This window comes from Pseudomonas oplopanacis (assembly GCF_057128725.1).
On the sequence record NZ_JBSKHV010000003.1, the window covers coordinates 57475 to 83249 of the forward strand.

Sequence of the window (25775 nt, forward strand, 5' to 3'; positions counted from 1 at the left end):
TGTTTCAGTGAGTGTTGTTCAGAAACTTGCTGAGGAACTGTTTTGTTCGTTCTTCTTTCGGGTTGGCAAACAGCGCTTTTGCTTCGCCTTGTTCAACGATCACACCCTTGTCGAAAAACACCACACGATTGGCCACATCCCGGGCAAAACCCATTTCATGCGTGACGATGACCATGGTGCGCTTCTCCTCGGCGAGGCTGCGGATGGTCGCCAGCACTTCACCGACCAGTTCCGGATCGAGCGCCGAGGTCGGCTCATCGAACAGGATCACTTCCGGCTCCATCGCCAGCGCCCGGGCAATCGCCACGCGCTGTTGCTGACCACCGGAAAGGCGTCGCGGGTAAGCATCTTCCTTGCCCGCCAGGCCAACCCTGGCCAAGAGCTTTTTGCCCAGGACAACGGCTTCGGCGTGCGGGATCTTCTTCACGATGATCGGGCCTTCGATGACGTTTTCCAGAGCAGTGCGGTGCGGGAACAGGTTGAAGTTCTGGAACACGAAGCCGACGTGTTGGCGCAGGCGTCGTACCAGACCTTGCTGCTGGTTCAGCGGGCGGCTGCCATCGATCTCGATGTCGCCGACCTTGATCCGGCCGCTGGTGGGTTCTTCCAGAAAATTCAGGCACCGCAGGAACGTGGTCTTGCCCGAGCCGCTGGGCCCGATGATCGCCACGACCTCGCCTTCCTTCACTTCAAGATCGATGCCGTTGAGCACGACTTGACCCTTGAACTGCTTTGTCAGTTTTTCCACGACAATCATGGGTCAGGACTCCTGGTCGTGCCGATTGACCCGCGCTTCCAAGGTGTTCTGCAGGTGCGACAGCACCGTGGCCAGAATCCAGTAGATCAGCGCGGCGGCAAGATACATGGTGAAGACTTCGAAAGTCCGGGCGGTAATCAGCTGCGCCTGACGGAACAGTTCCGGCACCTGAATGGTGGCGGCCAGTGCCGTGTCCTTGACCAGCGAAATGAAGCTGTTGCCCAGCGGCGGCAAGGCCGTGCGCATCGCTTGCGGGATGATCGCCCGGCGCAGGGTTTGCGCGCGGGTCATGCCGATACTCGCGGCGGCTTCCCACTGACCGCGCTCGATGGAGCTGATCGCGGCACGCAGGATTTCGCAGGCGTAGGCCGCCATGTTCAGCGAGAAGCCGATCAGGGCGGCCGGCAGCGGATCAAGTTCGACACCCAGTTGCGGCAAGCCGTAATAGATCACGAACAGTTGCACCAGCAACGGCGTGCCGCGAAAGAACGACACGTAGATGCGGGCGATCCAGCTCACCAGCTTGAAGCGCGACAGGCGCATCAGTGCCAGGCCGAAACCCATCACCAGGCCGAAGAACATTCCGCCCAGGCTGAGGATCACTGTGTAGTACGCGCCCTTGAGCAGAAAGGGCGCGGAATCCAGTGCGAGTTGGAAAGCTTCTTCCATTATTGAGTGACGTCAGCGCTGAAGTATTTTTCCGAAAGCTTTTTCAGGGTGCCGTCGGCACGCAGCTCATCGAGGGCCTTGTTCACGGCTGCCAGCAGTTCCGGCTCACCTTTGCGCAGGGCAATACCGGCTTCCTGGCGGGAGAACGCTTGACCGGCAGCGACGGTTTTCGGTGCTTTCTTGGCGTATTCAAGCGCAGCCAGACGGTCGATCAGGATGGCGTCGGTACGGCCATTGTTCAGGTCGGCGAACTTGGTCGGATCATCGTCGTAGGTGCGCACGTCAGCACCCGGCACGTTGGCGCGGACCCACTGTTCGTAGTTGGTGCCCAGGCCTACGCCGACTTTCTTGCCGGACAGGTCAGCGGCAGTCTTGATGTTCAGCGCGGCTTCCTTGTCCTTCAGCACCAGCGCCTGAATCCCGGAGACGGTGTACGGTTCGGAGAAGTCATACTTCTTCTTGCGCTCGTCGGAGATGGTGACCTGATTGACCACTACGTCCAGGCGCTTGGATTCCAGAGCAGCAAGAATACCGTCCCACTTGGTTGGCTGAATCTTGGCTTTGACGCCCAGCTTTTTAGCCAGTGCTTCGGAGAGCTCGACTTCGAAGCCGGCCAGTTTGCCGTCGGCGTCAACGAAACTGAACGGTGGATAAGTGCCTTCCAGGCCGACGTTGATCACGCCAGCATCCTTGATTTTTTGCAGTTGCTCACCGGCAACGGCCTGGCCGAGCAAACCAGCGCTCAGCGCCAGGCCCAGCGAACCAACCAGCAGGTTTCGACGTAGTGCGGAAAAATTCATGACAAGCCCCTGTGTTTTCTTATGGAAGACGCTTTAGGAATGTTGGCAAATCCGGGATTTGGACGACTGCGATATCCTGCCCTAAAGCAGCATATGCGTCTCGCTGCAAATTCGCCTGCGGCGCGACTATATGATGATGCCTATAGATTGGAAAATACTAAATATTGATCTATTTATACTTTAATAGAATATGCGGTGGACGCAACCCCTGTGGCGAGGGAGCTTGCTCCCGCTCGGCTGCGCAGCGGTCGTAAATCCAGTCACCGCGATTGAACTAAAACACCGCGGTGCAAGATTTGGGGCGCTTCGCACCCAGCGGGAGCAAGCTCCCTCGCCACAAAACGCGTCATCCAGTCAGTGAGTCTTTGTAGGCAAACAACGCCGGTGCCCCACCGGTGTGCAGGAAGATAATCGGCCCCTCATCGAAGCGTCCGCGTCCGATCCCGTCCAGCAACCCGGCCATGGCCTTGCCGGTATACACCGGGTCCAGCAGCAAGCCTTCCTGACTCGCCAGCAGCTTCACGGCTGCCAGTGTTCCGGCATTCGGCTCGCCATAGCGCGGCCCGAAATATTCGTCCCACAGTTCAATTTTGAAACTCGCTGGCAGCTGCACGCCGAGCAGTTCGGCCGTACGTTCGGCGAGCCCCTGGACTTTCGGTCGCTGGTCTTCATCACTACGGGAAACCGTGACGCCAATCACTGGCAAATCCGGCAGTGCTTCACTCAGCGCCAACGCCAGACCGCTGTGGGTTCCGGCGCTGCCCGAGGCCAGGACCACGGCGGCGAAATTCAAACCGGTGTCCTTGATCTGCTCGGCCAACTCCAGCCCGGCGCGCACATAACCCAACGCGCCCAGCGCATTCGAGCCACCAATCGGCACCAGGTACGGCTTCTTGCCGTTGTTGCGCAGGCGATCGGCCAGGGCTTGCAATTGCTCGTCGGCGTTGTCGAGGTTTTCCACCAGCTCGACCTTGGTATCGAACAGGTCCAGCAACAGGCGATTGCCATTGCCGAGATAATTGGCGTCGTCGGTTCCCAAAGGGTTTTCCAGCAGCGCGACGCAAGCCAGGCCCAGTTTGGCGGCAATGGCCGCGGTCTGGCGCACGTGGTTGGACTGGAGCGCTCCTGCGGTGATGAGCGTGTCGGCGCCTTGTGCCAGTGCATCGACGGCGAGGTATTCGAGCTTGCGCAGTTTGTTGCCGCCCATGGCCAGTGGCGTCAGGTCATCGCGTTTGACGTACACATCGCGGCCCAGCCAGGTCGACAAGCGTTCAAGTTTTTCCAGGGCGGTGGGGTGGCCAAGTAAATCGAGACGGTTAAAACGAGCGAGCTGTTGTTTGATCATGGGTCCGTACTGGCGGAGAAAGATGAAAGGACTATAGGCACGCCCATTTGCCTGGGCAACCGCCAATCGCTTATAGCCAAAGATTCTTAGCTCTGCACAATTGGTTCTTAATTCGGCCTCAAGACCTTGCCGTAAAGTAAACGCCGTCAGCGCGGCCAGACAGTCCGGCCGCCCGTGAGGAGTTTTTACCGTGAGCGAGCGTTCCAGTCATTGGCAACTGCAGACCATCGTCAGCCAACTGCGCACGGCGCGTTCGCAGTGGCGCGCACAAAATGGCCGTGCCAGCACCGAGCAGGGCGGGCGCGAATTGCCTTCCCGAGCGGCCATGGCGGAGATTCTTGAAGCGCTCTGCGGGGCATTGTTCCCGATGCGCCTGGGGCCGGTGGATTTGCGCGAAGAGAGTGAAGACTTCTACGTCGGCCACACCCTCGATGTGGCGTTGAACGCGCTGTTGGCCCAGGCACGACTCGAATTGCACTATGCCGCGCGCCACAGTCAGCAGGCGGAGGCGGACATCGAGGCGAAAACCATTCAGATCATTCAGGACTTTGCACTCGCCCTGCCGGGGCTGCGCAGTTTGCTGGACAGCGATGTGCTGGCCGCCTATCACGGCGACCCGGCGGCGCGCAGTGTCGATGAAGTGTTGCTTTGCTATCCGGGCATCCTGGCGGTGATTCACCATCGACTGGCGCACCATTTGTACCGCGCCGGGTTGCCGTTGCTGGCGCGGATCAGCTCGGAAATCGCCCACTCGGCTACCGGTATCGACATTCACCCTGGCGCGCAGATCGGTCGCAGCTTCTTCATCGATCACGGGACAGGCGTGGTGATCGGCGAGACCGCGATTATCGGCGAGCGCGTGCGGATTTATCAGGCGGTCACACTGGGCGCCAAGCGCTTCCCGTCTGATGAAGACGGTCAGTTGCAGAAGGGCCATCCGCGGCATCCGATTGTCGAGGATGATGTGGTGATTTATGCCGGGGCGACGATTCTGGGGCGGATCACCATCGGCAAGGGGTCGACCATTGGCGGCAACGTGTGGCTGACCCGCAGCGTGCCGGCGGGTTGCAACCTGACGCAGGCGAATTTGCAGCATGATGACGGGACGCAGAAGTAGGCCTTTGAATCTCCGTTGACTGCACTGGCCTCTTCGCGAGCAGGCTCGCTCCCACAATGGATCTCTGGTGCACACAACGTTGTGACCGACCAGGAACCCTGTGCGAGCCTGCTCGCGAAGCTTTTAAATCCTGCTTATTTCCTCCCTTGAGCTAGCGTACAAACCGTACCGCCGAGCCCAGGGATTAGTCCTTAGCCCCCTATTCATGTTTAACTTGAACGTTCATTCAAGTTAAATCGGCAGTTCGCTGCCCGCTCACAACAGGAGGCTTGCCTTTGCTGAGTCTGATTTCTACAGCCACGTTTTACCCCGTCGAGGTGCACGTTTCATGAGTGCATCGTCTATCCCACCCAGCGGCCTGGTCCGCATGAATCCGCCGGTGTTCTACTTCTCGGCGAGCTTCATTTTGCTCTTCGGCATTGTCGTCATCGCCATGCCCGAGCAAGCCGGTGCCTGGTTGCTGGCAGCGCAAAACTGGGCGGCCAATACGGTTGGCTGGTACTACATGCTCGCGATGACCCTGTATCTGGTCTTCGTGGTGGTCACCGCCTTGTCCGGCTACGGCAAGATCAAGCTCGGTGCCGACCACGACGAACCCGAATTCAGTTACCTGTCCTGGGCCGGCATGTTGTTCGCCGCCGGGATCAGCATCACGCTGTTTTTCTTTTGCGTGTCCGAGCCGCTAACGCATTTGGCGCAACCGCCTCAAGGCACGGCCGGTACACCGGAGGCTGCGCGTCAGGCGATGCAGATTCTGTTTCTGCACTGGGGCCTGCACGGCTGGGGCGTGTTCGCTTTTGTCGGCATGGCGCTGGCCTACTTCGCCTACCGGCACAACCTGCCACTGGCCTTGCGTTCGGCGCTGTATCCGCTGATCGGCAAGCGCATCAACGGTCCCATCGGTTATGCGGTGGACGGCTTCGGCATCATCGCCACGGTGTTCGGCCTCGGTGCCGACATGGGCTTCGGTGTGCTGCACCTCAACTCCGGGCTGGACTACCTGTTTGGCATCGCTCACACCCAGTGGATACAGGTCGGCCTGATCACGCTGATGATGGGCGCGGCGATCATCGTCGCGGTGTCCGGTGTCGATAAAGGCGTGCGGGTGATGTCCGACATCAACATGCTGCTGGCCTGCGCGCTGCTGCTGTTCGTGTTGTTTGCCGGCCCCACGCAGCACCTGCTGAACACGCTGATCCAGAACATCGGCGACTACCTCGGCGCCTTGCCGATGAAGAGTTTCGACCTGTACGCCTACGACAAACCCAGCGACTGGCTGGGCGGCTGGACGGTGTTTTACTGGGCCTGGTGGATCGCATGGTCACCGTTCGTGGGCCTGTTTATCGCGCGGATTTCCCGTGGCCGCACGATCCGCGAATTCGTCTTCGGCGTGTTGCTGATCCCGCTCGGTTTCACCCTGGCGTGGATGTCGATCTTCGGCAACAGCGCCATCGATCAAGTGCTCAACCATGGCATGAGCGCGCTCGGCATGTCGGCCATCGACAACCCGTCGATGACCCTCTACTTGCTGCTGGAAACCTATCCGTGGAGCAAAACGGTGATCGCCGTGACGGTGTTCATCAGCTTCGTGTTCTTCGTCACCTCGGCCGACTCCGGCACGGTGGTGCTGTCGACGTTGTCCGCCAAGGGCGGCAACCCGGATGAAGACGGGCCGAAATGGCTGCGGGTGTTCTGGGGCGCGATGACCGCGCTGGTGACCAGTGCGCTGTTGTTCTCCGGCAGCATCGATGCGTTGAAGTCGGCGGTGGTGCTGACCTCGCTACCGTTCTCGCTGATTCTGCTATTGATGATGTGGGGGCTGCACAAGGCGTTCTACCTGGAGTCGCAGAAGCAGATCGCGCAACTGCATTCCCTTGCCCCGGTGGCCGGCTCACGGCGCGGCGGCTGGCGTCAGCGCCTGAGTCAGGCGGTGCACTTCCCGTCCCGGGATGAGGTGTACCGTTTTCTCGATACGACGGTGCGCCCGGCGATCGAGGAAGTGTCGGCGGTGTTCGTCGAGAAGGGTTTGAACGTGATCACCCAACCGGACCCGGTCAACGACAGCGTCAGCCTGGAAATCGGTCACGGTGAAGAGCATCCGTTCATTTATCAGGTGCAGATGCGCGGTTACTTCACGCCATCCTTTGCCCGTGGCGGCATGGGCTCCAAGCAGCTCAACAACCGTCGTTACTACCGGGCAGAGGTGCATTTGAGCGAGGGCAGTCAGGATTACGATCTGGTGGGTTACACCAAGGATCAGATCATCAACGACATCCTTGACCAGTACGAACGGCATCTGCAGTTTTTGCATTTGGTGCGTTAGTAACGCGGGGTCTGTCTTCAGGCCTCTGCGCTCAACACCATGAACAGCACCAGCGCCGCCACCGGCACACTGAACACCACCGTGCCAATCCCCAGCTCCGAGCTCAAGGACTGGCCGGCAGTGACCACGCCGATGGCGCCGTTGATCACCGTCAGCGCCAGCCACAGGACCACGAAGCAGTAGGTCAGGGTCTGGCGGCTGAAGCCGACTTTCTCGCCGATGAACAGCATCATGGCGAGGAGGGCCAGGCCGAAGGTGATGATGATGGCTGTGTGCATGGTGAGGTCCATCCTTCAGATTTTTGTTGCCTGATCGGCCGCCTTCGCGAGCAGGCTCGCTCCCACATTAGACCTCGATCTCATGTGGGAGCGAGCCTGCTCGCGAAAGGGTCACTATGGTCTCGGATTGAGCATAGTTAAACCAACCCACCATTAGCGCGCAAAATCTGTCCATTGACCCAAGCCGAATCCGGCCCCACCAGAAACGACACCACCCGAGCAATATCCTCCGGCTGGCCCAGGCGTTCCAGTGGAGGCATCTTCGCGAAACTTTGAATCTGCTCCTCACTCTTGCCATGCAAAAACAGCTCGGTGGCCACCGGCCCCGGCGCCACGGCATTCACGGTGATGTTGCGTCCGCGCATTTCCTTGGCAAACACCTGGGTCAGCGATTCCACCGCCGCTTTGCTGGCGATGTACACCGCGTAACCCGGCAAGTTAAGGCCGACCGTGCTGCTGGAAAAATTGACGATCCGACCGCCGCTGTTCAATCGCGTCGCCGCTTCACGCAAGGTGTTGAACGTGCCGCGTGCGTGAATGTTGAACGTCTGTTCGAACAATTCATCGGTGTGCTGCGCCAGCGGCAGCACCTTGAGGATGCCGGCGTTGTTGACCAGCACATCGACTTTCCCCAGTTGTGTTTCGGTCTCGTCGAACATCCGGCGCACGTCGTCGGCGTTGGCCACGTCAGCCTTGATCGCTATGGCTTGATGGCCGGCCTGACGCAACTCCACCACCAGGGCCGACGCTTCAGTGGCGCTGCTGGCGTAATTGATCGCGACGGCGAAACCGTCGCTGGCCAATTGTCTGGCGATTACAGCGCCGATGCCGCGCGAGGCGCCGGTGACGATGGCAACTTTCTGAGTAGCAGTCATGGTGTTGATTCCTGATGAGGGGGCTCGGTGTGAAGCCAGATTCACATGTTTACTCAGGCCGATAAATACACGAGAGTTGCCTTGACTGTTCAATAATCGCCAACAATCGGAGGCTGCGTGGATCAAGTCAAAGCGATGAAGGTGTTCGTGCGCATTTACGAGCGCAGCAGCTTCACCCTGGCGGCCGAAGACCTGAACCTGCCGCGTGCCACGTTGACGCACACCCTGAACCAGTTCGAGGCCTGGCTCGGCACGCGGTTGCTGGAGCGTAGTACGCGCAAGGTGCGCCCGACGCTGGACGGCGAGGCGTATTACCTGCGTTGCGTGCAACTGCTGGCGGAACTGGAAGAGGCTGAACTGGCGTTTCGTGGCTGTGCACCGAAAGGCCGGTTGCGCGTCGACCTGCACGGCACGCTGGCGAAAAGTTTTGTGATCCCCGCATTGCCGCAGTTCATGGAACGCTATCCGCAGATCGAACTGTCCATCAGCGAGTCCGACCGCTTTGTCGACTTGATCGCCGAAGGCGTCGACTGTGTACTGCGCGCGGGCACGTTGAGTGATTCGGCACTGATCGGAAAACGCATCGCCAACCTGCGCCAGATCACCTGCGCCAGCCCCGCGTATTTGCGCAAATTCGGCGAACCAAAAACCCTCGACGACCTCAAGCATCACCGCGCGGTGAACTACGTCTCGCGCACCAGCGCCAAGTTGTTTCCGTTCGAATTCATGGTGAATGGCGAACTCAAGGAAGTCGCCATCGACGGCGCGCTGTCAGTGTTCGGCGCGCAAATCTACGCCGCCTCCGCCATTGCCGGGCTCGGGCTGATCCAGTGCCCGCATTACCGGATGGAAACCCAGATTGCCCAAGGGCTGGTGCAGGAAGTCCTCACCGACACACCACCCCCGCCGATGCCGGTATCGGTGCTGTATCCGCATAACCGCCACATGTCGCCACGGGTTCGGGTGTTTGTGGATTGGTTGGGGGAGGTGTTTGCGGGGGCGAGGTAGCCGGTGGTCTACGGCCACTCTTACCGGCTTGCATTCTGTTAATATTTATCAGAGTGTGTATCGTGTGTATAAATCCTGTGGTCATCGCGTAATGTGCTCGGCAGATGCTGCCCACAAGGACGAAGGTGATGCGAAGTCGGGAAATGATCAGGATGATCGAGGAGGATGGTTGGTATCTGGTGGTCGTCAAAGGCAGCCACCATCAGTACAAGCATTTGTATAAGCCAGGCAGGGTAACGATCAAGCACCCTGATTCGGATCTTCCAAAAGGGACGATCAACAGCATATTGAAACAGGCGGGTCTGAAATGAGGCCCGACATCGGAAACGAGAGCCTCAAAGAGGCCACATCACAGGAAGGACTCACCGAAATGAAATTCCCGGTCGTTCTGCACAAGGATGCCGACTCAGAATACGGAGTGATTATCCCGGACGTGCCGGGTTGTTTCTCCGCTGGCGCTACGGTGGCGCAGGCATTTGAAAACGTGAAGGAGGCGTTGGCGTTGCACTATGAAGGCCTGGTCGCCGATGGTGACCCATTGCCTCTGGTGCGAGAGATTGATGCTCATCTGGATAACCCCGATTACGCGGGCGGAGTGTGGGGGGTGGTCGAGTTCGATATCACGCCGTACTTCGGCAAGTCAGTGCGCTTTAATGCCACGCTTCCAGAGCAGTTGCTTGAGCGTATCGACCAGACGGTCAGGCGAGATCAGCGATACAGCTCAAGATCCGGGTTTTTAGCAGCTGCCGCGTTGCGTGAGTTGTCGGCATAAAGTGGGTCAGATTAAAAATCTGTGAAACGTTTCAGCATTTTCTCGAGTCCGAGGTTTATCGGCGTTTGTCTGGGCGTATGCTGGGCAACTTGCGAAGCAGTCGATACCACATTCAAGACCGACAAGAGAGGATTCGATGACCTACACCGCTGCCGAAAACCGCTACGATTCCATCCCTTACCGCCGCGTGGGTCGCAGCGGTCTGGTGCTGCCGGCACTGTCCCTGGGCCTGTGGCACAACTTCGGTGACAGCACGCCGATCGATACCCAGCGCGCGTTGTTGCGCACCGCGTTCGACCTGGGCATCAACCACTTCGACCTGGCCAACAACTATGGCCCGCCGTACGGCAGTGCCGAGATCAACTTCGGTCGTTTGCTGCGTGAAGACTTCAAGCAGTATCGCGATGAGTTGATCATCTCCAGCAAAGCCGGTTGGGACATGTGGCCTGGCCCTTACGGGCAGGGCGGCGGTTCGCGTAAATACGTGCTCGCCAGCCTGGATCAAAGCCTGCAGCGCCTGGGCCTGGATTACGTGGACATTTTCTATTCGCACCGTTTCGACCCGGACACTCCGCTGGAAGAAACCGCCAGCGCACTGGCCACCGCTGTGCAACAAGGCAAGGCGTTGTACATCGGGATTTCGTCGTATTCCGGGGTGAAGACCCGTGAAATGGCGGCACTGTTGAAAGAGTGGAAAGTACCGTTGCTGATTCACCAGCCGGCCTACAACCTGCTCAATCGCTGGGTTGAAAAGGACCTGCTGGACGTCACCGACGAACTCGGCACTGGCGTGATTGCTTTCACGCCGTTGGCGCAGGGGCTGCTGACCGATAAATACCTTAATGGCATTCCGAAGGATGCGCGGGTCAATCGTCCGGGCGGTGGTTCGTTGCAGTCCTCGCACCTGTCTGAGGCCAACATTGCGCATGTGCGAGGGCTCAATGAGATAGCCAAGCGCCGTAGGCAGAGTCTGGCGCAACTGGCATTGGCCTGGACGCTGCGCGATCCGCGGGTGACCTCGGCGCTGATCGGCGCGAGCCGGCCGGAGCAGATTATCGAGAACGTCGGGGCGTTGAAGAATTTGAGCTTTAGCGCAGAAGAATTGGCGGAGATTGACCGGTTTGCCCAGGAAGGCGGGATCAATCTTTGGGAGAAGCCTTCGACGGCTGAGTAAGCGATTGGCGCCGGACTATTCGGTGCCTGTTAGATAGCTTTCGCGAGCAAGCCCGCTCCCACATTTGACCGAGTTGCCAAGTAAGGACACGGTCAAATGTGGGAGCGGGCTTGCTCGCGAAGGGGCCATATCAATCACCGCAGAGTTCAGGGATCACCGGAAAAACGGCACATCTCCCAACACCGTCGCTCGCTGCATCACCCGCCGCGCCGGCCGGTAATCGTCCACCGCGTAATGCTGGGTCACGCGGTTATCCCAAAACGCCACGTCATCCTTCTGCCAGCGCCAGCGAATGGTAAATTCCGGCCGCGTTGCGTGGGCGAACAACAACTTCAAAATCGCTTCACTCTCGGTTTCCGACAGCTCATTGATCCTCGACGTGAAGCCTTCGTTGACGAACAACGAGCGGCGTCCGCTCACCGGGTGTGTGCGAATCACCGGGTGCGACAGCGGCGGATTCTTGCGCCGCGCTTCTTCCCACTGAGCCAGCGCTTCTGGTGTGTTGCCATAACGCTCCAATGGAAACGAACGCGTGAAGTCGTGGGTCGCCGTCAGCCCTTCGAGCAAGCTTTTCATCGGTGCCGACAACGCTTCATACGCGGCAATCCCGCTGGCCCACAACGTGTCGCCACCAAACTCCGGCAGCAGCTTGGCGCTGAGCACCGCGCCCATGGCCGGGGTCGGCAGGAAGGTCACGTCGGTGTGCCAGATCGCGTTGTCACGCACGTCGGTGACGGCGGTATCGAGGATCAATACCTCCGGTTGTTCCGGCACATTCGGGTAGATCGGGTGGATGTGCAGGTCACCGAAATTGGCGGCGAATCGTGCCTGCTGTTGTGGGGTGATCGGCTGCTCACGGAAGAACAGCACTTGATGTTTGAGCAGCGCCTGTTCGATGGCGTTGCGTTGCTCCGGGGTCAGCGGCTGGCTGATGTCGACGCCGCTGATCTGTGCGCCGAGGGCGTAGCTTAAAGGAACGATGGTCAACTGGCTCATGGTGGTTCTCTTCGAATTCGGGGGTCATGCTTTGTGTGGGAGCGAGCCTGCTCGCGAAAGCGGTGGATCAGTTGCAGCAGCTTTGGCTGACACTCAGCATTCGCGAGCAGGCTCGCTCCCACAGGGTTTTTCACCACGCAATGGTTCAGTGAGCCTGGCCGTGCCACGGCACCAGTTTGCGTTGCAGGGCGCGCAGGCCCATTTCCATGGCGAAGGCAATCAGCGCAATCACCAGAATCCCCAGCACCACCACATCGGTGACCAGGAACTGCGCGGCCGACTGCACCATGAAGCCCAACCCGCTGGTGGCGGCGATCAATTCGGCGGCGACCAGGGTCGACCAGCCCACCCCCAGGCCAATGCGCACGCCAGTCAAAATGTCCGGCAAGGCACTCGGCAGAATCACATGACGAATCAACTGCGCCCTAGTAGCGCCCAACGATTGCGCCGCCCGTAATTTGGCCGGGTCAACGGTGCGCACACCGGTGGCGGTGGCGATGGCAATCGGGGCGAAAATCGCCAGGTAGATCAGCAACACCTTCGACAGCTCACCAATGCCGCACCAGATCACGATCAGCGGCAAATAGGCCAGCGGTGGAATCGGGCGGTAGAACTCGATCAGCGGGTCAAGAATGCCGCGCGCGATGCGGTTATGGCCGATGGCGATGCCGACCGGCACCGCCGTCAACACGGCAAAGCCCAGGCCCAGGCCGATTCGGCTGAGGCTCGCGCCCAAGTGTTGCCACAACGTCGAATCCATATAGCCGCTGGTCACCAGCAGCCAGCCCTTTTGCAGCACGGCGGACGGCGGCGGCAGGAACAGCGGCTCGATCATTCCCGTGGCGGTGACGGCCCACCAGAGAGCAACGAGGGCAACCAGCGTCAGTACGCTGATCCAGCGAGTGCTCAAACTGCGGCGAACCGGAATCACGGTCGAACCGGGTTTCACCGCGATGGCCGGAATTTGATAGCTGCTCATGCGCGCTCCTGCCGCGTGGCGGCGCTGCGTTGGGAGAACACTTTGGCGAGTACGTGTTCGCGGGTTTCGATAAAACGAGGGTCGGACTTGATGGCTCGGGCGGATTCACCGGCGGCATAACGCTGACCGAAATCCAGACTCAGACGCTCAACGATTTGCCCCGGGTTCGGCGCCAGCAGAATCAGGTCGGTGGCGAGGAACACGGCCTCTTCAATGTCATGGGTAATCAGGAATATGGGTTTGGCGGTGCGTTGCCAGACTTGCAGCAGCAACTCTTGCATCTGCTCGCGGGTGAAGGCGTCGAGGGCGCCGAAGGGCTCGTCCATGAGCAAGACACGAGGATCGGCAGCCAAGGCGCGGGCGAGGCCGACACGTTGCTTCTGGCCGCCCGAGAGCTGCCAGATACGACGGTTTTCGAAACCGGTCAGGTCGACCAGCGCGAGCATTTCCCGGGCGCGGATTTCACGTTTTTCCCGGGAGACACCGGCCAGTTCAAGTCCGAATCCGGCGTTGGCCAGCACGTCCTGCCAAGGCAGTAATGCATCGTCTTGAAACACCACGCCACGCTCGGCGCTCGGGCCCTTGACCGGCACGCCGTCGAGGGTGATACGCCCGGCGCTCGGTTCGACAAAACCGGCAATCAGGTTCAACAGCGAAGTCTTGCCACTGCCGGACGGGCCGAGGGCGACCAGCAATTGCTGGGGCCCAAGACTCAGGGAAATATCCGTCAGTACCGGTTCCGGACTGCCGGGGTACTGTGCGCTGATGCGCTCCAGCTGTAGCAAGGCCATCGCAGTGAACTCCCGATCAGTTGGTGATGAACTTGGCGCTGACGTACGGGGCGTAGTCCGGCAGCACGGCTTCGACCTTGCCTTGTTCCTTGAGGAACGTGGCGGTGTCGGTGATGGCCTTGGTGGTCGGCGCGCCGAGGGTGATCACTTGATCAGCCGCCAGCGGGTAGACGTTGCCTTGCAGCAGCAACGGAATATCGCTGGCCTTGGCACCGGAGAGTTTCACCAGTTTGTCGACGTTGGATTGATTGGCGAGCCAGGCTTTCGGGTCTTTGCGGTAGTCGGCGTAGGCGTCCAGGGTCACTTTGGCGAACGCGGTGACGATTTCCGGGTGCTTCTCGGCGAAGTCTTTGCGCACGATCCAGGCATCAAACGTCGGCGCGCCGAACTTGGCCAGTTCACCCGAGGTGATCAGCACTTTGCCGTTTTCCTTGGCCACGCCCAGGGCTGGGTCCCAGACGTAGGTGGCGTCGATGTCACCACGTTTCCACGCGGCAATGATCGCGGGCGGCGCGAGGTTGAGTACGGTGACTTTCGATGGATCGATGTTCCAGTGTTTCAGCGCGGCCAGCAGACTGTAGTGACCGGTGGACACGAAGGGCACGGCGATTTTCTTGCCGATCAGGTCTTGTGGCGTCTTGATCCCGGAACCGTCGCGAGCGACGAGGGCTTCGGCGGCACCGATCTGGGTGGCGATGAGGAAGGTTTCGACCGGGACTTTGCGGGTGATCGCGGCGGTCAGGGGGCTGGAACCGAGGTAGCCGATCTGCACGTCGCCGGAGGCAATGGCGGCAATGATGTCGGCGCCGTTGTCGAATTTGCGCCAGTCGATTTTGGCGTTGGTGGCTTTTTCGTAGGCGCCGTCGGCCTGGGCAACTTTCGCCGGGTCCACGGTGGTCTGGTAAGCGACGGTAACGTCAGCCGCCTGGGCAAAGAAGCTCGCTGCAGCCAGAGAGGCGGCCGCCAAGAGGCGAAGAGGGAAATGCAGTTTCATTGGGAAGCTCCTTGTCAGGCGACCGAGAGTCGGCGTGAAAGGAGACTAAATGATCTAAGAATCCGAAAATAAATAACTTTTTCGAATTAGCTTATGTGTGGAAAATACTAAAAAGCGACCGCTTCGCGGTCATCGCGAGCAGGCTCGCTCCCACAGTGGATGGGTGGTGGCCACAAATTTTGTGGACAACCATCACCCCTGTGGGAGCGAGCCTGCTCGCGATAAGGTCCGCAGGACCTTCCGGGGTCAGTTACTGATCGCCAGAATACTCGCCTGATACGACCCGACAAACACATCGAAATCGCCGACTTCGTTCTGCTCCAGCTCAACCTGAGCCGCCAGCGACGAACGCGCCAGGGTTTCAAATTTCGCCTGGTCTTCGACACTCAACGGCTCACTGCGGAAATACTCCGCATGCACCTGGCTCTGACGTAGAGAGAACTGAGCAAAGCTTTCCTTGTGCTCGGCCATCGCCGCCAGCACCTGGGCAGAAGGCGTCAGGGACGGATCCCTGACCTTGGCCAACTGAACATCCAGCGCCTTGCTATGAGCATCGCCACCGTGGCTCTGATCGAGCATCGCGGCCAACGGAGCAATCTGCTCCAGCAACTCGCTGGCCCACTCTTTCAGGTCCACCGGCTGCCCGTCGCGGTGCAATTGCAGGCCCGGACGGCGACCTTCCTTGACCACGCTGAGGAAGTTCGAGGTGGCGTTGCTGCAGGATGTATTGGTCAACAGCGGGCTGTCGTTCAACGCGCAATACAGCAGGAACGCGTCGAGGAAGCGCGACTCGGTGAGGTCGATGCCCATCGGCAGGAACGGATTGATGTCCAGGCAACGCACTTCAACGTACTGAATGCCACGGGCCACCAGTGCCTGAATCGGCCGTTCGCCGGTGTAGGTCACGCGTTTCGGACGGATGTTGGAGTAGTACTCGTTTTCGATCTGCAGGATGTTGGTGTTGAGCTGAACCCACTCACCGTCCTTGTGCGTGCCGACTTCAACGTACGGCGCATACGGCGTGGCGACCGCTTTGCGCAGGCTGTCGGTGTAGCTCGACAGGTCGTTGTAGCACGGCGTCAGACCGGCCTGGGCATTGCTCTGGTAACCCAGGTCGCTCATGCGCAGGCTGGTGGCGTACGGCAGGTACAAGGTGTCCGGGTCCAGTTGTTCCAACTGGTGCGAACGACCGCGCAGGAAGCCGGCGTCCAGCGCAGGCGAGGCGCCAAACAGGTACATCAGCAGCCAGCTGTAGCGGCGGAAGTTACGGATCAGCGCGATGTAGGCCGAGGACTGATAGTCGCGGTCGGTGCCGACAAAGCCTTCCGATTCCTTGAGCAGCGGCCAGAGCTTTTCCGGCAGGGAAAAGTTGTAGTGAATCCCGGCGATGCACTGCATGGTCTTGCCGTACCGCAGGGCCAGGCCCTTGCGATAGACGTACTTGAGCTGACCGATGTTGGACGTGCCGTAATAGGCGATCGGGATGTCTTCCTCGGCCGGCAACGGGCACGGCATCGAGGGGCTCCACAGAAACTCGTTGCCGAGCTTGCTGTAGGCAAAGCGATGGATCTTGTCCAGGCTCGCCAGCGTATCCGCCGGGTCGGGCAGGGCGGGCGTGATGAACTCCAGCAGCGACTCGGAATAGTCGGTGGTGATTTGTTCGTTGGTCAGCGCGGAACCCAATTCTTCCGGGTGCGGCGTTTGCGCCAGGCGACCTTCGCCGGTCACGCGCAGGCATTCACGTTCGATGCCGTGAAGGCACTGTTCGAGCAGAGAGAGGTTAGCGCGCTCGCCAAGCAGGGCCAGGCGGCGGTTGAGAAGTTCGCTCAAGTTGGATTCCTTCACGCGTCAGTCGCCCCAATATGGGGGTGGGCAAGACGGTCTACAAGGGTGAAGTTAAAACTGGCGTTTTCGCCTGGTTTTGGATCGGCGCAATCCCTGTGGGAGCGAGCCTGCTCGCGAAGAGGGAGTGTCAGTCAACATTGAATTTGTCTGATACACCGCCTTCGCGAGCAGGCTCGCTCCCACAGGAAACTTCGGCGCTGCGGTCACAGCGCTGAAATTAACTCAAATTGATGACGAGTAGCTACAGGACAGCGAACGTGCCTTGCGCTTTTGCGACCAGTTTGTCGCCCTGCATCACATCGGCCTCGACCACCAGCGTGCGGCGGCCCGGGTGGATCACTCGCGCCGTGCACATCACTTCACCGTCCGAGACGGCGCGAATGTAGTTGATCTTGCATTCGATGGTCGCGCTCTGCTGGTCAAAGCCATGAGTGCTGGAACAGGCCAGCCCCATGGCAATGTCCACCAGACTGAACAAGGCCCCGCCGTGCAGCTTGCCAGCGCGATTGCGCAGCTCTGGCTCAAGCACCAGGGCGACGTGCGCCACCCCGGTTTCCAGGCTGTGCAAACGACACCCCAGTAGCTTGAAAAAGGCGCTTTCGGTGTACCCGGCAGGGATGTCCATCAGCGTTTTTTCAACTGCTTGGCGTTGGCGAACAGCGAAGCCATAGCGTTGTTGGCCGGGGCCGCTGCCGTGGTTTCCTTGCGCGGTGCAGTGTTCTGGGACTGGCGTGGTGCCGATCCCGGACGTGCGCCGCGAGCGCCGTCGATTTTCTCGCCCGGGGTGTCGCTCATGCGCATCGACAGGCCTACGCGTTTGCGCGGGATGTCGACTTCCATGACCTTCACCTTCACCACATCACCGGCCTTCACCGCTTCACGTGGGTCCTTGATGAACTTCTCCGAAAGCGCAGAGATGTGCACCAAACCGTCCTGATGCACGCCGATGTCGACGAACGCGCCAAAGTTGGTCACGTTGGTCACGACGCCTTCGAGGATCATGCCCAGTTCGAGGTCCTTGAGGTCTTCGACGCCTTCCTGGAACTCGGCGGTCTTGAACTCTGGACGCGGGTCACGACCCGGTTTTTCCAGCTCTTGCAGGATGTCGGTGACCGTTGGCAGACCGAAAGTTTCGTCGGTGTACTTCTTCGGATCGAGACGCTTGAGGAAGCTGGCGTCGCCGATCAGCGAGCGGATGTCACGGTCGGTTTCGGCGGCAATGCGCTGCACCAGCGGATAGGCTTCCGGGTGAACGGCCGACGAATCCAGTGGGTTGTCGCCGTTCATCACGCGCAGGAAGCCTGCGGCCTGCTCGAAGGTTTTTTCGCCCAGGCGCGCGACTTTCTTCAACGCGGCGCGGGTTTTGAAGGCGCCGTGTTCGTCACGGTGGCTGACGATGTTCTGCGCCAGGGTCGCGTTGAGGCCGGAGATGCGGGCCAGCAGCGCCACGGAGGCGGTATTGACGTCGACGCCCACGGCGTTCACGCAGTCTTCGACCACCGCGTCCAGGCCACGGGCCAGTTTCAGTTGCGACACATCGTGCTGGTACTGGCCGACGCCGATGGATTTCGGATCGATCTTCACCAGCTCAGCCAGTGGATCCTGCAAGCGACGGGCAATCGACACCGCGCCACGGATCGATACGTCCAGATCCGGGAATTCCTTGGAAGCCAGTTCCGACGCCGAGTAAACCGATGCGCCGGCCTCGGAGACCATGACCTTGGTCATTTTCATCGCTGGGTATTTTTTGATCAGTTCAGCGGCCAGCTTGTCGGTTTCGCGGCTGGCGGTGCCGTTGCCGATGGCGATCAGGTCGACCGAATGTTTGGCGCACAGGGCGGCAAGAACGGCGAGGGTCTGATCCCACTTGTTGTGCGGCACGTGCGGGTAAACCGTGGCGTGATCCAGCAGCTTGCCGGTGGCGTCGACCACGGCGACCTTGCAACCGGTGCGCAGGCCCGGGTCGAGACCCAGTGTGGCGCGCGGGCCGGCCGGGGCCGACAGCAGCAAGTCGTGCAGGTTGTGCGCGAACACATTGATCGCTTCGGTTTCCGCGCCATCGCGCAGTTCGCCCAGCAAATCGGTTTCGAGGTGGGTGTAGAGCTTGACCTTCCAGGTCCAGCGCACCACTTCGCCCAGCCATTTGTCGGCGGCGCGGTTCTGGTTCTGGATGCCGAATTGCTGGCCGATCATGCCTTCGCATGGGTGCATGGTGCCCGGCAGTTCGTCGCCGACTTTCAGCGCCGAACTCAGAATGCCTTCGTTGCGGCCACGGAAAATGGCGAGCGCGCGGTGCGATGGCATGCTTTTCAGCGGTTCGTCGTGTTCGAAATAGTCGCGGAACTTGGCGCCTTCCTCTTCCTTGCCGGCAATGACGCGGGCACTGAGGGTGGCTTCCTGCTTCAGGTAGCTGCGCAGTTTGTCCAGCAAACCGGCGTCTTCGGCGAAGCGTTCCATGAGGATGTACTTGGCGCCTTCGAGGGCTGCCTTGACATCGGCCACGCCTTTTTCGGCGTTGATGAAGCGTGCGGCTTCGGTGTCCGGGGTCACGGACGGGTCGTTGAACAGGCCGTCGGCCAGTTCGCCGAGGCCGGCTTCCAGGGCGATCTGGCCCTTGGTGCGGCGCTTCTGCTTGTACGGCAGGTACAAGTCTTCGAGGCGGGTCTTGGTGTCGGCGAGTTTGATGTCACGCTCAAGTTGCGGGGTCAGCTTGCCTTGCTCTTCGATGCTGGCGAGGATGCTGATGCGCCGTTCGTCGAGTTCTCGCAGGTAGCGCAGACGCTCTTCCAGATGCCGCAACTGGATGTCATCGAGGCTGCCGGTCACTTCTTTTCGGTAACGGGCGATGAAGGGAACGGTAGAGCCTTCATCGAGTAGCGCGACGGCCGCTTCGACCTGTTGTGGGCGTACACCGAGTTCCTCGGCGATGCGGCTGTTGATGCTGTCCATAAAACCACCTGACAAATTGTGAAAGCAGGCTCGCAGGCGCAGAGATAGAGGCTCTGCGAGTCTGGTTGAGCGGCCTGGCCTGCGCCGCTGCCTGGATCAAAGGGCACCCCATTGACCCGTGAAATCGAACAATTACTGCGCGCGCCCGGGAAATAAATGGCGCCGTTCTGTAGTACCTGTCTGATGTTGCCTGACACAAAAGGCCGCGCATTATAACCAGCGTTCGACCGTTCGGGGGCATCGCAGACTGGAGGGACAATGGCCGGCTTGCTGGCGGTAGAGGAAAAATCTGCTAACAATGCACACGGTGCGTATAACGGCAGCTACGCCATAATGCGCGCCGAGCTAAAAGGAGCATCTAATGAGCAGCACTGCAAACATTGCTGAAGGCGAAAAAATTCTTATTGTTGACGACGATCCAGGGCTGAGCAGCCTGCTGGAACGCTTTTTCGTCAGCAAGGGCTACCGTGCCCGCGCCGTACCGAACACCGAGCAAATGGACCGCCTGCTGGCGCGCGAAGTGTTCAACCTGGTCGTCCTCGACCTGATGCTGCCTGGCGAAGACGGCTTGACCGCCTGCCGCCGCCTGCGCACGGCGAACAATCAGATCCCGATCATCATGCTGACCGCCAAGGGCGATGAGCTGAGCCGTATCAAGGGCCTGGAACTGGGCGCCGACGATTACCTGGCCAAGCCGTTCAACCCGGATGAGCTGATGGCCCGCGTCAAAGCGGTCCTGCGTCGTCAGTCGACGCCTGTGCCAGGTGCACCGGGTAGCGAAGATGAAAGTGTCACCTTTGGTGATTACGAACTGTCGCTGGCGACCCGCGAGCTCAAGCGCGGTAATGAAGTGCACATGCTCACCACCGGTGAGTTTGCGGTCCTCAAGGCCTTGGTCATGAACGCGCGTCAGCCATTGACCCGCGACAAACTGATGAACCTGGCCCGTGGCCGCGAGTGGGATGCCCTGGAGCGCTCCATCGACGTGCAGATTTCCCGTCTGCGCCGGATGATCGAACCTGATCCGTCCAAGCCGCGTTACATCCAGACTGTCTGGGGCGTGGGCTACGTGTTCGTTCCGGATGGCGCCGCTACCAAGTGATCGGCGATTTGTAGGAGCGGGTCTTGCGGGCAGTAGTCAGATGACTTTGTCCGCAGACTCGCGATCCGCAATATGCGAGCATCGCTCGCTCCTGCAAGTGTGTAGCGGTTATCCATGAAAACCCCCGTTTGGTTCCCCCAAAGCTTCTTCTCCCGCACCCTTTGGCTGGTGCTGATCGTCGTCCTGTTTTCCAAGGCGCTGACCCTGGTTTATCTGTTGATGAACGAAGACGTGCTGGTGGACCGTCAATACAGCCACGGCGTCGCCCTGACGCTGCGCGCCTACTGGGCCGCCGATGAAGAAAATCGCGCAAAAATTGCCGATGCCGCCACCCTGATCCGGGTTGTGGGGGCGGGTGTGCCGGAGGGTGAACAGCATTGGCCGTACAGCGAGATTTACCAGCGGCAGATGCAGGCCGAGCTGGGTGCCGATACTGAAGTTCGATTACGCATGCACTCACCGCCAGCGCTGTGGGTCCGGGCACCGAGCCTGGGCGATGGCTGGCTGAAAGTACCGCTGTATCCGCATCCGTTGCGTGGCCAGAAAATCTGGAACGTGCTCGGCTGGTTCCTCGCCATTGGCTTGCTGTCGACTGCGTCGGCGTGGATTTTCGTCAGCCAGCTCAATCAGCCGTTGAAGCGTCTGGTGTATGCCGCAAGGCAACTTGGCCAGGGACGCAGCGTGCGTCTGCCGATCAGTGACACGCCCAGCGAAATGACCGAGGTGTATCGCGCTTTCAACCAGATGGCCGAGGACGTCGAGCAGGCCGGACGAGAGCGCGAGCTGATGCTGGCGGGGGTGTCCCACGACTTGCGTACGCCTTTGACCCGATTGCGCCTGTCCCTCGAGTTGATGGGGGATCGAACCGACCTCACCGACGACATGGTGCGCGACATCGAGGATATGGACGCGATTCTCGACCAGTTCCTGGCGTTCATTCGCGATGGCCGTGACGAATCGGTGGAAGAGGTTGACCTCAGCGACCTGGTTCGCGAAGTTGCTGCGCCGTATAACCAGAACGAAGAAAAGGTACGTCTGCGCCTGGAGCCGATCCAGCCGTTTCCGTTGCGTCGGGTGTCGATGAAACGCCTGTTGAACAACCTGATCGGCAATGCCTTGCATCACGCGGGCAGTGGCGTTGAGGTGGCGGCTTATGTCTCCGGCGATACCAGCGCACCGTATGTGGTGCTGAGTGTCATGGACCGTGGGGCGGGGATTGATCCTTCCGAGCTGGAAGCGATCTTCAATCCATTCACCCGCGGGGATCGTGCCCGGGGTGGCAAGGGGACTGGTTTAGGGCTGGCGATCGTGAAGCGGATTGCTTCGATGCATGGCGGGAATGTCGAGCTGCGCAATCGGTCCGGTGGCGGACTGGAAGCGCGAGTGCGGTTGCCGCTGGGGCTGATGTTGCCTCGGGATGCGGTTTAACAGCTGACATCCTGGCTGGGGCGGATGGCCCCTTCGCGAGCAGGCTCGCTCCCACACTAAGTACGCGGTCAACTGTGGGAGCGAGCCTGCTCGCGAAGGCGGCCTCGCGGCCGCCATAACAATCTGGATTAACCCTTCCCTTTGGTGCGCGTCATGTTCGGCCCACCATTCTTCTCCAGATGCTCAATGATGATCCCCGCCACATTCTTCCCGGTGGTGGTCTCGATCCCTTCCAGGCCCGGTGACGAGTTCACTTCCATCACCAGCGGCCCGTGATTGGAGCGCAGGATATCCACACCCGCCACCGCCAGGCCCATCACCTTCGCCGCACGCAATGCGGTCATGCGTTCTTCGGGGGTGATCTTGATCAGGCTGGCGCTGCCACCCCGATGCAGGTTGGAACGGAATTCCCCTGGCTTGGCCTGACGCTTCATCGCTGCGATCACCTTGTCGCCGACCACGAAGCAACGAATGTCCGCACCGCCGGCTTCCTTGATGTATTCCTGAACCATGATGTTCTGCTTCAGGCCCATGAACGCTTCGATCACCGACTCCGCCGCCGTCGCGGTTTCACACAACACCACGCCAATGCCTTGGGTGCCTTCCAGCACCTTGATCACCAGCGGGGCGCCGTTGACCATGTCGATCAGGTCGGGAATGTCATCCGGGGAATGCGCGAACCCGGTCACCGGCAAACCGATCCCGCGACGTGACAGCAATTGCAGCGAGCGCAGTTTGTCCCGCGAGCGGGCAATGGCCACCGATTCATTGAGCGGAAACACGCCCATCATTTCAAACTGACGCAACACCGCGCAGCCATAAAACGTTACCGACGCACCGATCCTCGGGATCACCGCATCGAACCCTTCCAGCGGCTTGCCGCGGTAGTGGATCTGCGGCTTGTGGCTGGCAATGTTCATGTAGGCGCGCAGGGTGTCGATCACCACCATTTCGTGGCCACGCTCGGTACCGGCTTCAACCAGACGACGAGTGGAATACAGACGCGGGTTCCGCGACAGCACAGCGATCTTCATGCAACACCTGTGGAGGAGGTAGATACCGGGAACACCGGCTTGTCTTGTACGTACTTGATGCCCGGATTGACCACCAGTTGGCCGTGAATCAGGGCTTTGGAGCCGAGTAACAGGCGATAACGCATGGATTTGCGGCAGGCGAGCGTGAACTCGACCCGCCAGACCCGATCACCGAGGGCCAGGGTGGTGCTGACCACGTAGCGCTTCTGCGCGTGGCCGTTGGAGCTTTTAATGGTTTTCATCGTCACCAGCGGCGCTTCGCAGCGTCGATGACGCAGTTGCACCACCGTGCCCAAGTGCGCGGTGAAGCGAACCCACTGCTCGCCATCGCGCTCGAACGGCTCGATGTCGGTGGCATGCAGGCTGGAGGTACTGGCACCGGTGTCGATTTTTGCCCGCAGGCCCGCGACTCCCAAATCCGGGAGCGCCACCCACTCGCGCAGACCGACAACGGTCAAATGATCAAATGTCTTCAAAGTTGCTCAACCGGTAGAAACCGCACGGTCCGCAAGCGGCCGAATTCGCGGTATTCACGCAGAATAATGGTTAAAAGGCGACAGATATCTACGGCCCGGATTTCCAGCCCTCCGAGGAGGTTCTGGAATGCATGCATTGTAATCCGCGCCGGTGGAATTCTTGGTACGACTGAAACGGTAGTACAGTTCACCAATATTTCAGAATGAGGAAATCCCATGGCACAAAAAAACGAAGAGGACGACAAAGTCCGTCTCGATAAATGGTTGTGGGCTGCACGTTTTTACAAAACCCGAGCCTTGGCCAAGGCCGCGATTGAAAGCGGCAAGGTGCATTGCCGTGGCGAGCGCTGCAAACCAGGCAAGGAGCCAAGAGTAGGCGATGAATTTGTGATTCGCGCAGGTTTCGAAGAGCGCACGGTGGTGGTTCAGGCCTTGTCGATCGTTCGCCGTGGCGCGCCGGAGGCTCAGACGCTGTATGCCGAAACCGAGGCCAGCATCGCCAAGCGCGAAAACGCCGCCGCCCAGCGCAAGGCAGGCGCGTTGGGGATGACCACCGATGGCAAGCCGAGCAAGAAACAGCGCCGGGATTTGTTCAAGTTCCGTGGCAGCAGCAACGACGAGTGAGTTGCAGCCATCGCGGGCAAGCCCGCTCCCACAGCGATATACGGTCTACTGTGGGAGCGTGCGGTGCGACGATTCGACTTGCCCGCGATCGAGTGCGCAGCACTCGCCAGTCGCCACCGGATCTTGGGGAAGACTTGTAATTACCCGATTGAGTAACCATATCGGGTGATTCGCCAGCGGCGCATCGAGCGGACAAACAGCCACTCGTCGAAAATCACACACAGCCTCTGACCTGTAGGCCATAACCAGAAGGCCAGCAGTGCCAGACACGCAAAATCGCGAGAGCCCTAACCGGCGGACGTTCCACCTTGCTTGGAACAACCCCCGGATTGTTCATAAAATACCGGCCATGCCGAACACACGCGATTTTTGACCGTTGAACCCCATTGTCACCCATTCAGATACCCAGACCTATGACCGACCTACCGGATAACGACTTCACCCAACGCTTCATCTTCGATGACAGCGACACCCGTGGCGAGCTGGTCTCGTTGGAGCTCAGCTACGCCGAAGTCCTGGCCAAGCACGCCTATCCGGAACCGGTCCAGCAACTGCTCGGCGAACTGATGGCGGCCGCCTCGCTGCTGGTCGGTGCGCTGAAGTTCGATGGCTTGCTGATTCTTCAGGCCCGTTCCGACGGCCCGATCCCGCTGCTGATGATCGAGTGTTCCAGTGAGCGCGATATCCGCGGCCTGGCCCGATACGAGGCCGACCAGATCGCCCCTGACGCGACACTGGCCGACTTGATGCCCAACGGCGTCCTGGCGCTGACGGTCGACCCGACCCAGGGTCAGCGCTACCAGGGCATCGTCGACCTCGACGGTGAAACCCTGTCCGAATGCTTCACCAACTATTTCGTCATGTCCCAGCAGGTCGGTACGCGCTTCTGGCTGTACGCCGATGGCCGTCGTGCCCGTGGCCTGCTGCTGCAGCAACTGCCCGCCGACCGCTTGAAAGACGAAGAAGAACGCGCCGCCAACTGGCAGCACCTCACCGCGCTGGCCAGCACCCTGACCGCCGATGAGCTGCTGAGCCTGGACAACGAAACCGTGCTCCATCGCCTCTACCACGAAGAGCAGGTGCGCCTGTTCGACGTACAGAAACTGCGCTTCCGTTGCAGCTGCTCGCGCGAACGTTCGGCCAATGCCTTGGTCAGTCTGGGTGTGGAAGATGCGCAAAACCTGGTCGTCGAACACGGTGGCAACATCGAGATCGATTGCCAGTTTTGCAATCAGCGCTACCTGTTCGATGCCGCCGATATCGCTCAATTATTCGCCGGGGCGGGCGTCGACACGCCGTCAGATACCCGTCACTAAAACGGTTCAGCGCAGGTAAATTCACTGGTTAGCGCCGGTATTACGCCGTTACGACGGGAGGGCCCTACTCTTTTTGGGCTTTTCTGGCATAATCCGGCCCACTTTTTCTCGCGGTAGTAGTGC

The 25775-nt window shown here is 60.0% G+C and carries 25 protein-coding genes; 10 read left to right on the top strand and 15 right to left on the bottom strand.

All coding sequences use genetic code 11. The features are described 5' to 3' along the window. Nucleotides 1-4 precede the first annotated feature (4 nt). The 4 genes from tcyN to ACWKV5_RS08215 form a co-directional block, all read right to left on the bottom strand. Nucleotides 5-757 (bottom strand): L-cystine ABC transporter ATP-binding protein TcyN, encoded by a 753-nt coding sequence (tcyN, locus tag ACWKV5_RS08200; protein ID WP_483840892.1) that lies wholly within the window; start codon nt 755-757, stop codon nt 5-7. Between the two features lie 3 nt (nt 758-760). Continuing rightward, a complete protein-coding gene (tcyL, locus tag ACWKV5_RS08205) occupies nt 761-1426 on the bottom strand; it encodes a cystine ABC transporter permease (protein ID WP_483840893.1) in 666 nt (221 codons plus the stop codon). Further along, complete coding sequence (gene tcyJ, locus ACWKV5_RS08210; RefSeq protein ID WP_483840894.1) at nt 1426-2226, bottom strand: cystine ABC transporter substrate-binding protein; 801 nt, start codon at nt 2224-2226, stop codon at nt 1426-1428. Before tcyJ ends, tcyL begins: the two co-directional genes overlap by 1 nt. A 346-nt stretch (nt 2227-2572) precedes the next feature. After that, nucleotides 2573-3571, bottom strand: a complete 999-nt coding sequence (locus ACWKV5_RS08215) for a D-cysteine desulfhydrase (protein WP_483840895.1) — start codon at nt 3569-3571, stop codon at nt 2573-2575. A gap of 190 nt (nt 3572-3761) precedes the next feature. Between ACWKV5_RS08215 and epsC the strand changes: the two genes are divergently transcribed. Next, a complete protein-coding gene (epsC, locus tag ACWKV5_RS08220) occupies nt 3762-4688 on the top strand; it encodes a serine O-acetyltransferase EpsC (protein WP_027922246.1) in 927 nt (308 codons plus the stop codon). A gap of 367 nt (nt 4689-5055) precedes the next feature. Next, nucleotides 5056-7011: a choline transporter BetT gene (gene betT / locus ACWKV5_RS08225; protein WP_177327593.1), complete on the top strand. Its 1956-nt coding sequence runs from the start codon at nt 5056-5058 to the stop codon at nt 7009-7011. 17 nt (nt 7012-7028) lie between these two features. On the opposite strand, the gene ACWKV5_RS08230 is transcribed toward betT, so the two are convergent. Continuing rightward, complete coding sequence (locus ACWKV5_RS08230; RefSeq protein WP_483840896.1) at nt 7029-7289, bottom strand: hypothetical protein; 261 nt, start codon at nt 7287-7289, stop codon at nt 7029-7031. 137 nt (nt 7290-7426) lie between these two features. Beyond that, a complete protein-coding gene (locus ACWKV5_RS08235; protein WP_483840897.1) occupies nt 7427-8164 on the bottom strand; it encodes an SDR family oxidoreductase in 738 nt (245 codons plus the stop codon). Between the two features lie 117 nt (nt 8165-8281). On the opposite strand from ACWKV5_RS08235, the gene ACWKV5_RS08240 reads away from it, so the two are divergent. From ACWKV5_RS08240 to mgrA, 4 genes are all read left to right on the top strand, one after another. Beyond that, nucleotides 8282-9172, top strand: coding sequence for a LysR family transcriptional regulator (locus ACWKV5_RS08240; RefSeq protein ID WP_483840898.1), 891 nt, complete (start codon nt 8282-8284; stop codon nt 9170-9172). Between the two features lie 128 nt (nt 9173-9300). Continuing rightward, the gene (locus ACWKV5_RS08245; protein ID WP_483840899.1) at nt 9301-9483 is read left to right on the top strand and encodes a type II toxin-antitoxin system HicA family toxin; all 183 of its coding nucleotides are present in this window, start codon (nt 9301-9303) and stop codon (nt 9481-9483) included. Further along, complete coding sequence (locus ACWKV5_RS08250; protein ID WP_483840900.1) at nt 9480-9944, top strand: type II toxin-antitoxin system HicB family antitoxin; 465 nt, start codon at nt 9480-9482, stop codon at nt 9942-9944. The genes ACWKV5_RS08245 and ACWKV5_RS08250 overlap by 4 nt, the downstream gene beginning before the upstream one ends. A gap of 136 nt (nt 9945-10080) precedes the next feature. After that, a complete protein-coding gene (mgrA, locus tag ACWKV5_RS08255; RefSeq protein WP_483840901.1) occupies nt 10081-11118 on the top strand; it encodes an L-glyceraldehyde 3-phosphate reductase in 1038 nt (345 codons plus the stop codon). A 153-nt stretch (nt 11119-11271) separates the two neighbouring features. On the opposite strand, the gene tauD is transcribed toward mgrA, so the two are convergent. The 7 genes from tauD to ACWKV5_RS08290 all read right to left on the bottom strand — a co-directional run bounded on the left by tauD (nt 11272) and on the right by ACWKV5_RS08290 (nt 19672). After that, entirely contained in the window at nt 11272-12114 is an 843-nt protein-coding gene (tauD, locus tag ACWKV5_RS08260) for a taurine dioxygenase (RefSeq protein WP_483840902.1), read from the bottom strand. 145 nt (nt 12115-12259) lie between these two features. Continuing rightward, nucleotides 12260-13093 (bottom strand): taurine ABC transporter permease TauC, encoded by an 834-nt coding sequence (tauC, locus tag ACWKV5_RS08265; RefSeq protein ID WP_483840903.1) that lies wholly within the window; start codon nt 13091-13093, stop codon nt 12260-12262. Beyond that, a complete protein-coding gene (tauB, locus tag ACWKV5_RS08270; RefSeq protein ID WP_483840904.1) occupies nt 13090-13884 on the bottom strand; it encodes a taurine ABC transporter ATP-binding subunit in 795 nt (264 codons plus the stop codon). Before tauB ends, tauC begins: the two co-directional genes overlap by 4 nt. A 16-nt stretch (nt 13885-13900) precedes the next feature. Then, nucleotides 13901-14878, bottom strand: a complete 978-nt coding sequence (gene tauA, locus ACWKV5_RS08275) for a taurine ABC transporter substrate-binding protein (protein WP_123436317.1) — start codon at nt 14876-14878, stop codon at nt 13901-13903. A gap of 246 nt (nt 14879-15124) precedes the next feature. After that, entirely contained in the window at nt 15125-16708 is a 1584-nt protein-coding gene (gene gshA / locus ACWKV5_RS08280; protein ID WP_483840905.1) for a glutamate--cysteine ligase, read from the bottom strand. 256 nt (nt 16709-16964) lie between these two features. Then, nucleotides 16965-17348: a PaaI family thioesterase gene (locus tag ACWKV5_RS08285; protein WP_483840906.1), complete on the bottom strand. Its 384-nt coding sequence runs from the start codon at nt 17346-17348 to the stop codon at nt 16965-16967. Beyond that, the gene (locus ACWKV5_RS08290) at nt 17348-19672 is read right to left on the bottom strand and encodes a Tex family protein (RefSeq protein WP_483840907.1); all 2325 of its coding nucleotides are present in this window, start codon (nt 19670-19672) and stop codon (nt 17348-17350) included. The genes ACWKV5_RS08285 and ACWKV5_RS08290 overlap by 1 nt, the downstream gene beginning before the upstream one ends. A gap of 361 nt (nt 19673-20033) precedes the next feature. Here ACWKV5_RS08290 and ompR point away from each other — a divergent pair, with 361 nt between their 5' ends. Next, nucleotides 20034-20774, top strand: coding sequence for an osmolarity response regulator transcription factor OmpR (ompR, locus tag ACWKV5_RS08295; RefSeq protein WP_427632099.1), 741 nt, complete (start codon nt 20034-20036; stop codon nt 20772-20774). Nucleotides 20775-20888: 114 nt separating this feature from the next. Further along, entirely contained in the window at nt 20889-22202 is a 1314-nt protein-coding gene (locus ACWKV5_RS08300) for an ATP-binding protein (protein WP_123436312.1), read from the top strand. A gap of 128 nt (nt 22203-22330) precedes the next feature. On the opposite strand, the gene rimK is transcribed toward ACWKV5_RS08300, so the two are convergent. Then, nucleotides 22331-23236, bottom strand: a complete 906-nt coding sequence (rimK, locus tag ACWKV5_RS08305; RefSeq protein WP_007949201.1) for a 30S ribosomal protein S6--L-glutamate ligase — start codon at nt 23234-23236, stop codon at nt 22331-22333. Next, on the bottom strand, nt 23233-23712 hold the full coding sequence (gene rimB, locus ACWKV5_RS08310; RefSeq protein ID WP_007949200.1) for a retropepsin-like aspartic endopeptidase RimB: 480 nt from the start codon (nt 23710-23712) through the stop codon (nt 23233-23235). The genes rimK and rimB overlap by 4 nt, the downstream gene beginning before the upstream one ends. A gap of 216 nt (nt 23713-23928) precedes the next feature. Between rimB and ACWKV5_RS08315 the strand changes: the two genes are divergently transcribed. Together ACWKV5_RS08315 and hslO are read left to right on the top strand one after the other, a co-directional pair. After that, complete coding sequence (locus ACWKV5_RS08315; protein WP_027922234.1) at nt 23929-24336, top strand: RNA-binding S4 domain-containing protein; 408 nt, start codon at nt 23929-23931, stop codon at nt 24334-24336. 413 nt (nt 24337-24749) lie between these two features. Further along, nucleotides 24750-25652, top strand: coding sequence for an Hsp33 family molecular chaperone HslO (gene hslO / locus ACWKV5_RS08320; RefSeq protein ID WP_483840908.1), 903 nt, complete (start codon nt 24750-24752; stop codon nt 25650-25652). Nucleotides 25653-25775 lie beyond the last annotated feature (123 nt).

Excerpts from the sequence above, each read along its gene's own strand:
- tcyN (WP_483840892.1), bottom strand. The coding sequence starts at position 757 with ATGATTGTCGTGGAAAAACTGACAAAGCAGTTCAAGGGTCAAGTCGTG.
- tcyL (WP_483840893.1), bottom strand. The coding sequence starts at position 1,426 with ATGGAAGAAGCTTTCCAACTCGCACTGGATTCCGCGCCCTTTCTGCTC.
- tcyJ (WP_483840894.1), bottom strand. The coding sequence starts at position 2,226 with ATGAATTTTTCCGCACTACGTCGAAACCTGCTGGTTGGTTCGCTGGGC.
- ACWKV5_RS08215 (WP_483840895.1), bottom strand. The coding sequence starts at position 3,571 with ATGATCAAACAACAGCTCGCTCGTTTTAACCGTCTCGATTTACTTGGC.
- betT (WP_177327593.1), top strand. The coding sequence starts at position 5,056 with ATGAATCCGCCGGTGTTCTACTTCTCGGCGAGCTTCATTTTGCTCTTC.
- ACWKV5_RS08230 (WP_483840896.1), bottom strand. The coding sequence starts at position 7,289 with ATGCACACAGCCATCATCATCACCTTCGGCCTGGCCCTCCTCGCCATG.
- ACWKV5_RS08235 (WP_483840897.1), bottom strand. The coding sequence starts at position 8,164 with ATGACTGCTACTCAGAAAGTTGCCATCGTCACCGGCGCCTCGCGCGGC.
- ACWKV5_RS08245 (WP_483840899.1), top strand. The coding sequence starts at position 9,301 with ATGCGAAGTCGGGAAATGATCAGGATGATCGAGGAGGATGGTTGGTAT.
- ACWKV5_RS08250 (WP_483840900.1), top strand. The coding sequence starts at position 9,480 with ATGAGGCCCGACATCGGAAACGAGAGCCTCAAAGAGGCCACATCACAG.
- mgrA (WP_483840901.1), top strand. The coding sequence starts at position 10,081 with ATGACCTACACCGCTGCCGAAAACCGCTACGATTCCATCCCTTACCGC.
- tauD (WP_483840902.1), bottom strand. The coding sequence starts at position 12,114 with ATGAGCCAGTTGACCATCGTTCCTTTAAGCTACGCCCTCGGCGCACAG.
- tauC (WP_483840903.1), bottom strand. The coding sequence starts at position 13,093 with ATGAGCAGCTATCAAATTCCGGCCATCGCGGTGAAACCCGGTTCGACC.
- tauB (WP_483840904.1), bottom strand. The coding sequence starts at position 13,884 with ATGGCCTTGCTACAGCTGGAGCGCATCAGCGCACAGTACCCCGGCAGT.
- tauA (WP_123436317.1), bottom strand. The coding sequence starts at position 14,878 with ATGAAACTGCATTTCCCTCTTCGCCTCTTGGCGGCCGCCTCTCTGGCT.
- ACWKV5_RS08285 (WP_483840906.1), bottom strand. The coding sequence starts at position 17,348 with ATGGACATCCCTGCCGGGTACACCGAAAGCGCCTTTTTCAAGCTACTG.
- ACWKV5_RS08290 (WP_483840907.1), bottom strand. The coding sequence starts at position 19,672 with ATGGACAGCATCAACAGCCGCATCGCCGAGGAACTCGGTGTACGCCCA.
- ompR (WP_427632099.1), top strand. The coding sequence starts at position 20,034 with ATGAGCAGCACTGCAAACATTGCTGAAGGCGAAAAAATTCTTATTGTT.
- ACWKV5_RS08300 (WP_123436312.1), top strand. The coding sequence starts at position 20,889 with ATGAAAACCCCCGTTTGGTTCCCCCAAAGCTTCTTCTCCCGCACCCTT.
- rimK (WP_007949201.1), bottom strand. The coding sequence starts at position 23,236 with ATGAAGATCGCTGTGCTGTCGCGGAACCCGCGTCTGTATTCCACTCGT.
- ACWKV5_RS08315 (WP_027922234.1), top strand. The coding sequence starts at position 23,929 with ATGGCACAAAAAAACGAAGAGGACGACAAAGTCCGTCTCGATAAATGG.
- hslO (WP_483840908.1), top strand. The coding sequence starts at position 24,750 with ATGACCGACCTACCGGATAACGACTTCACCCAACGCTTCATCTTCGAT.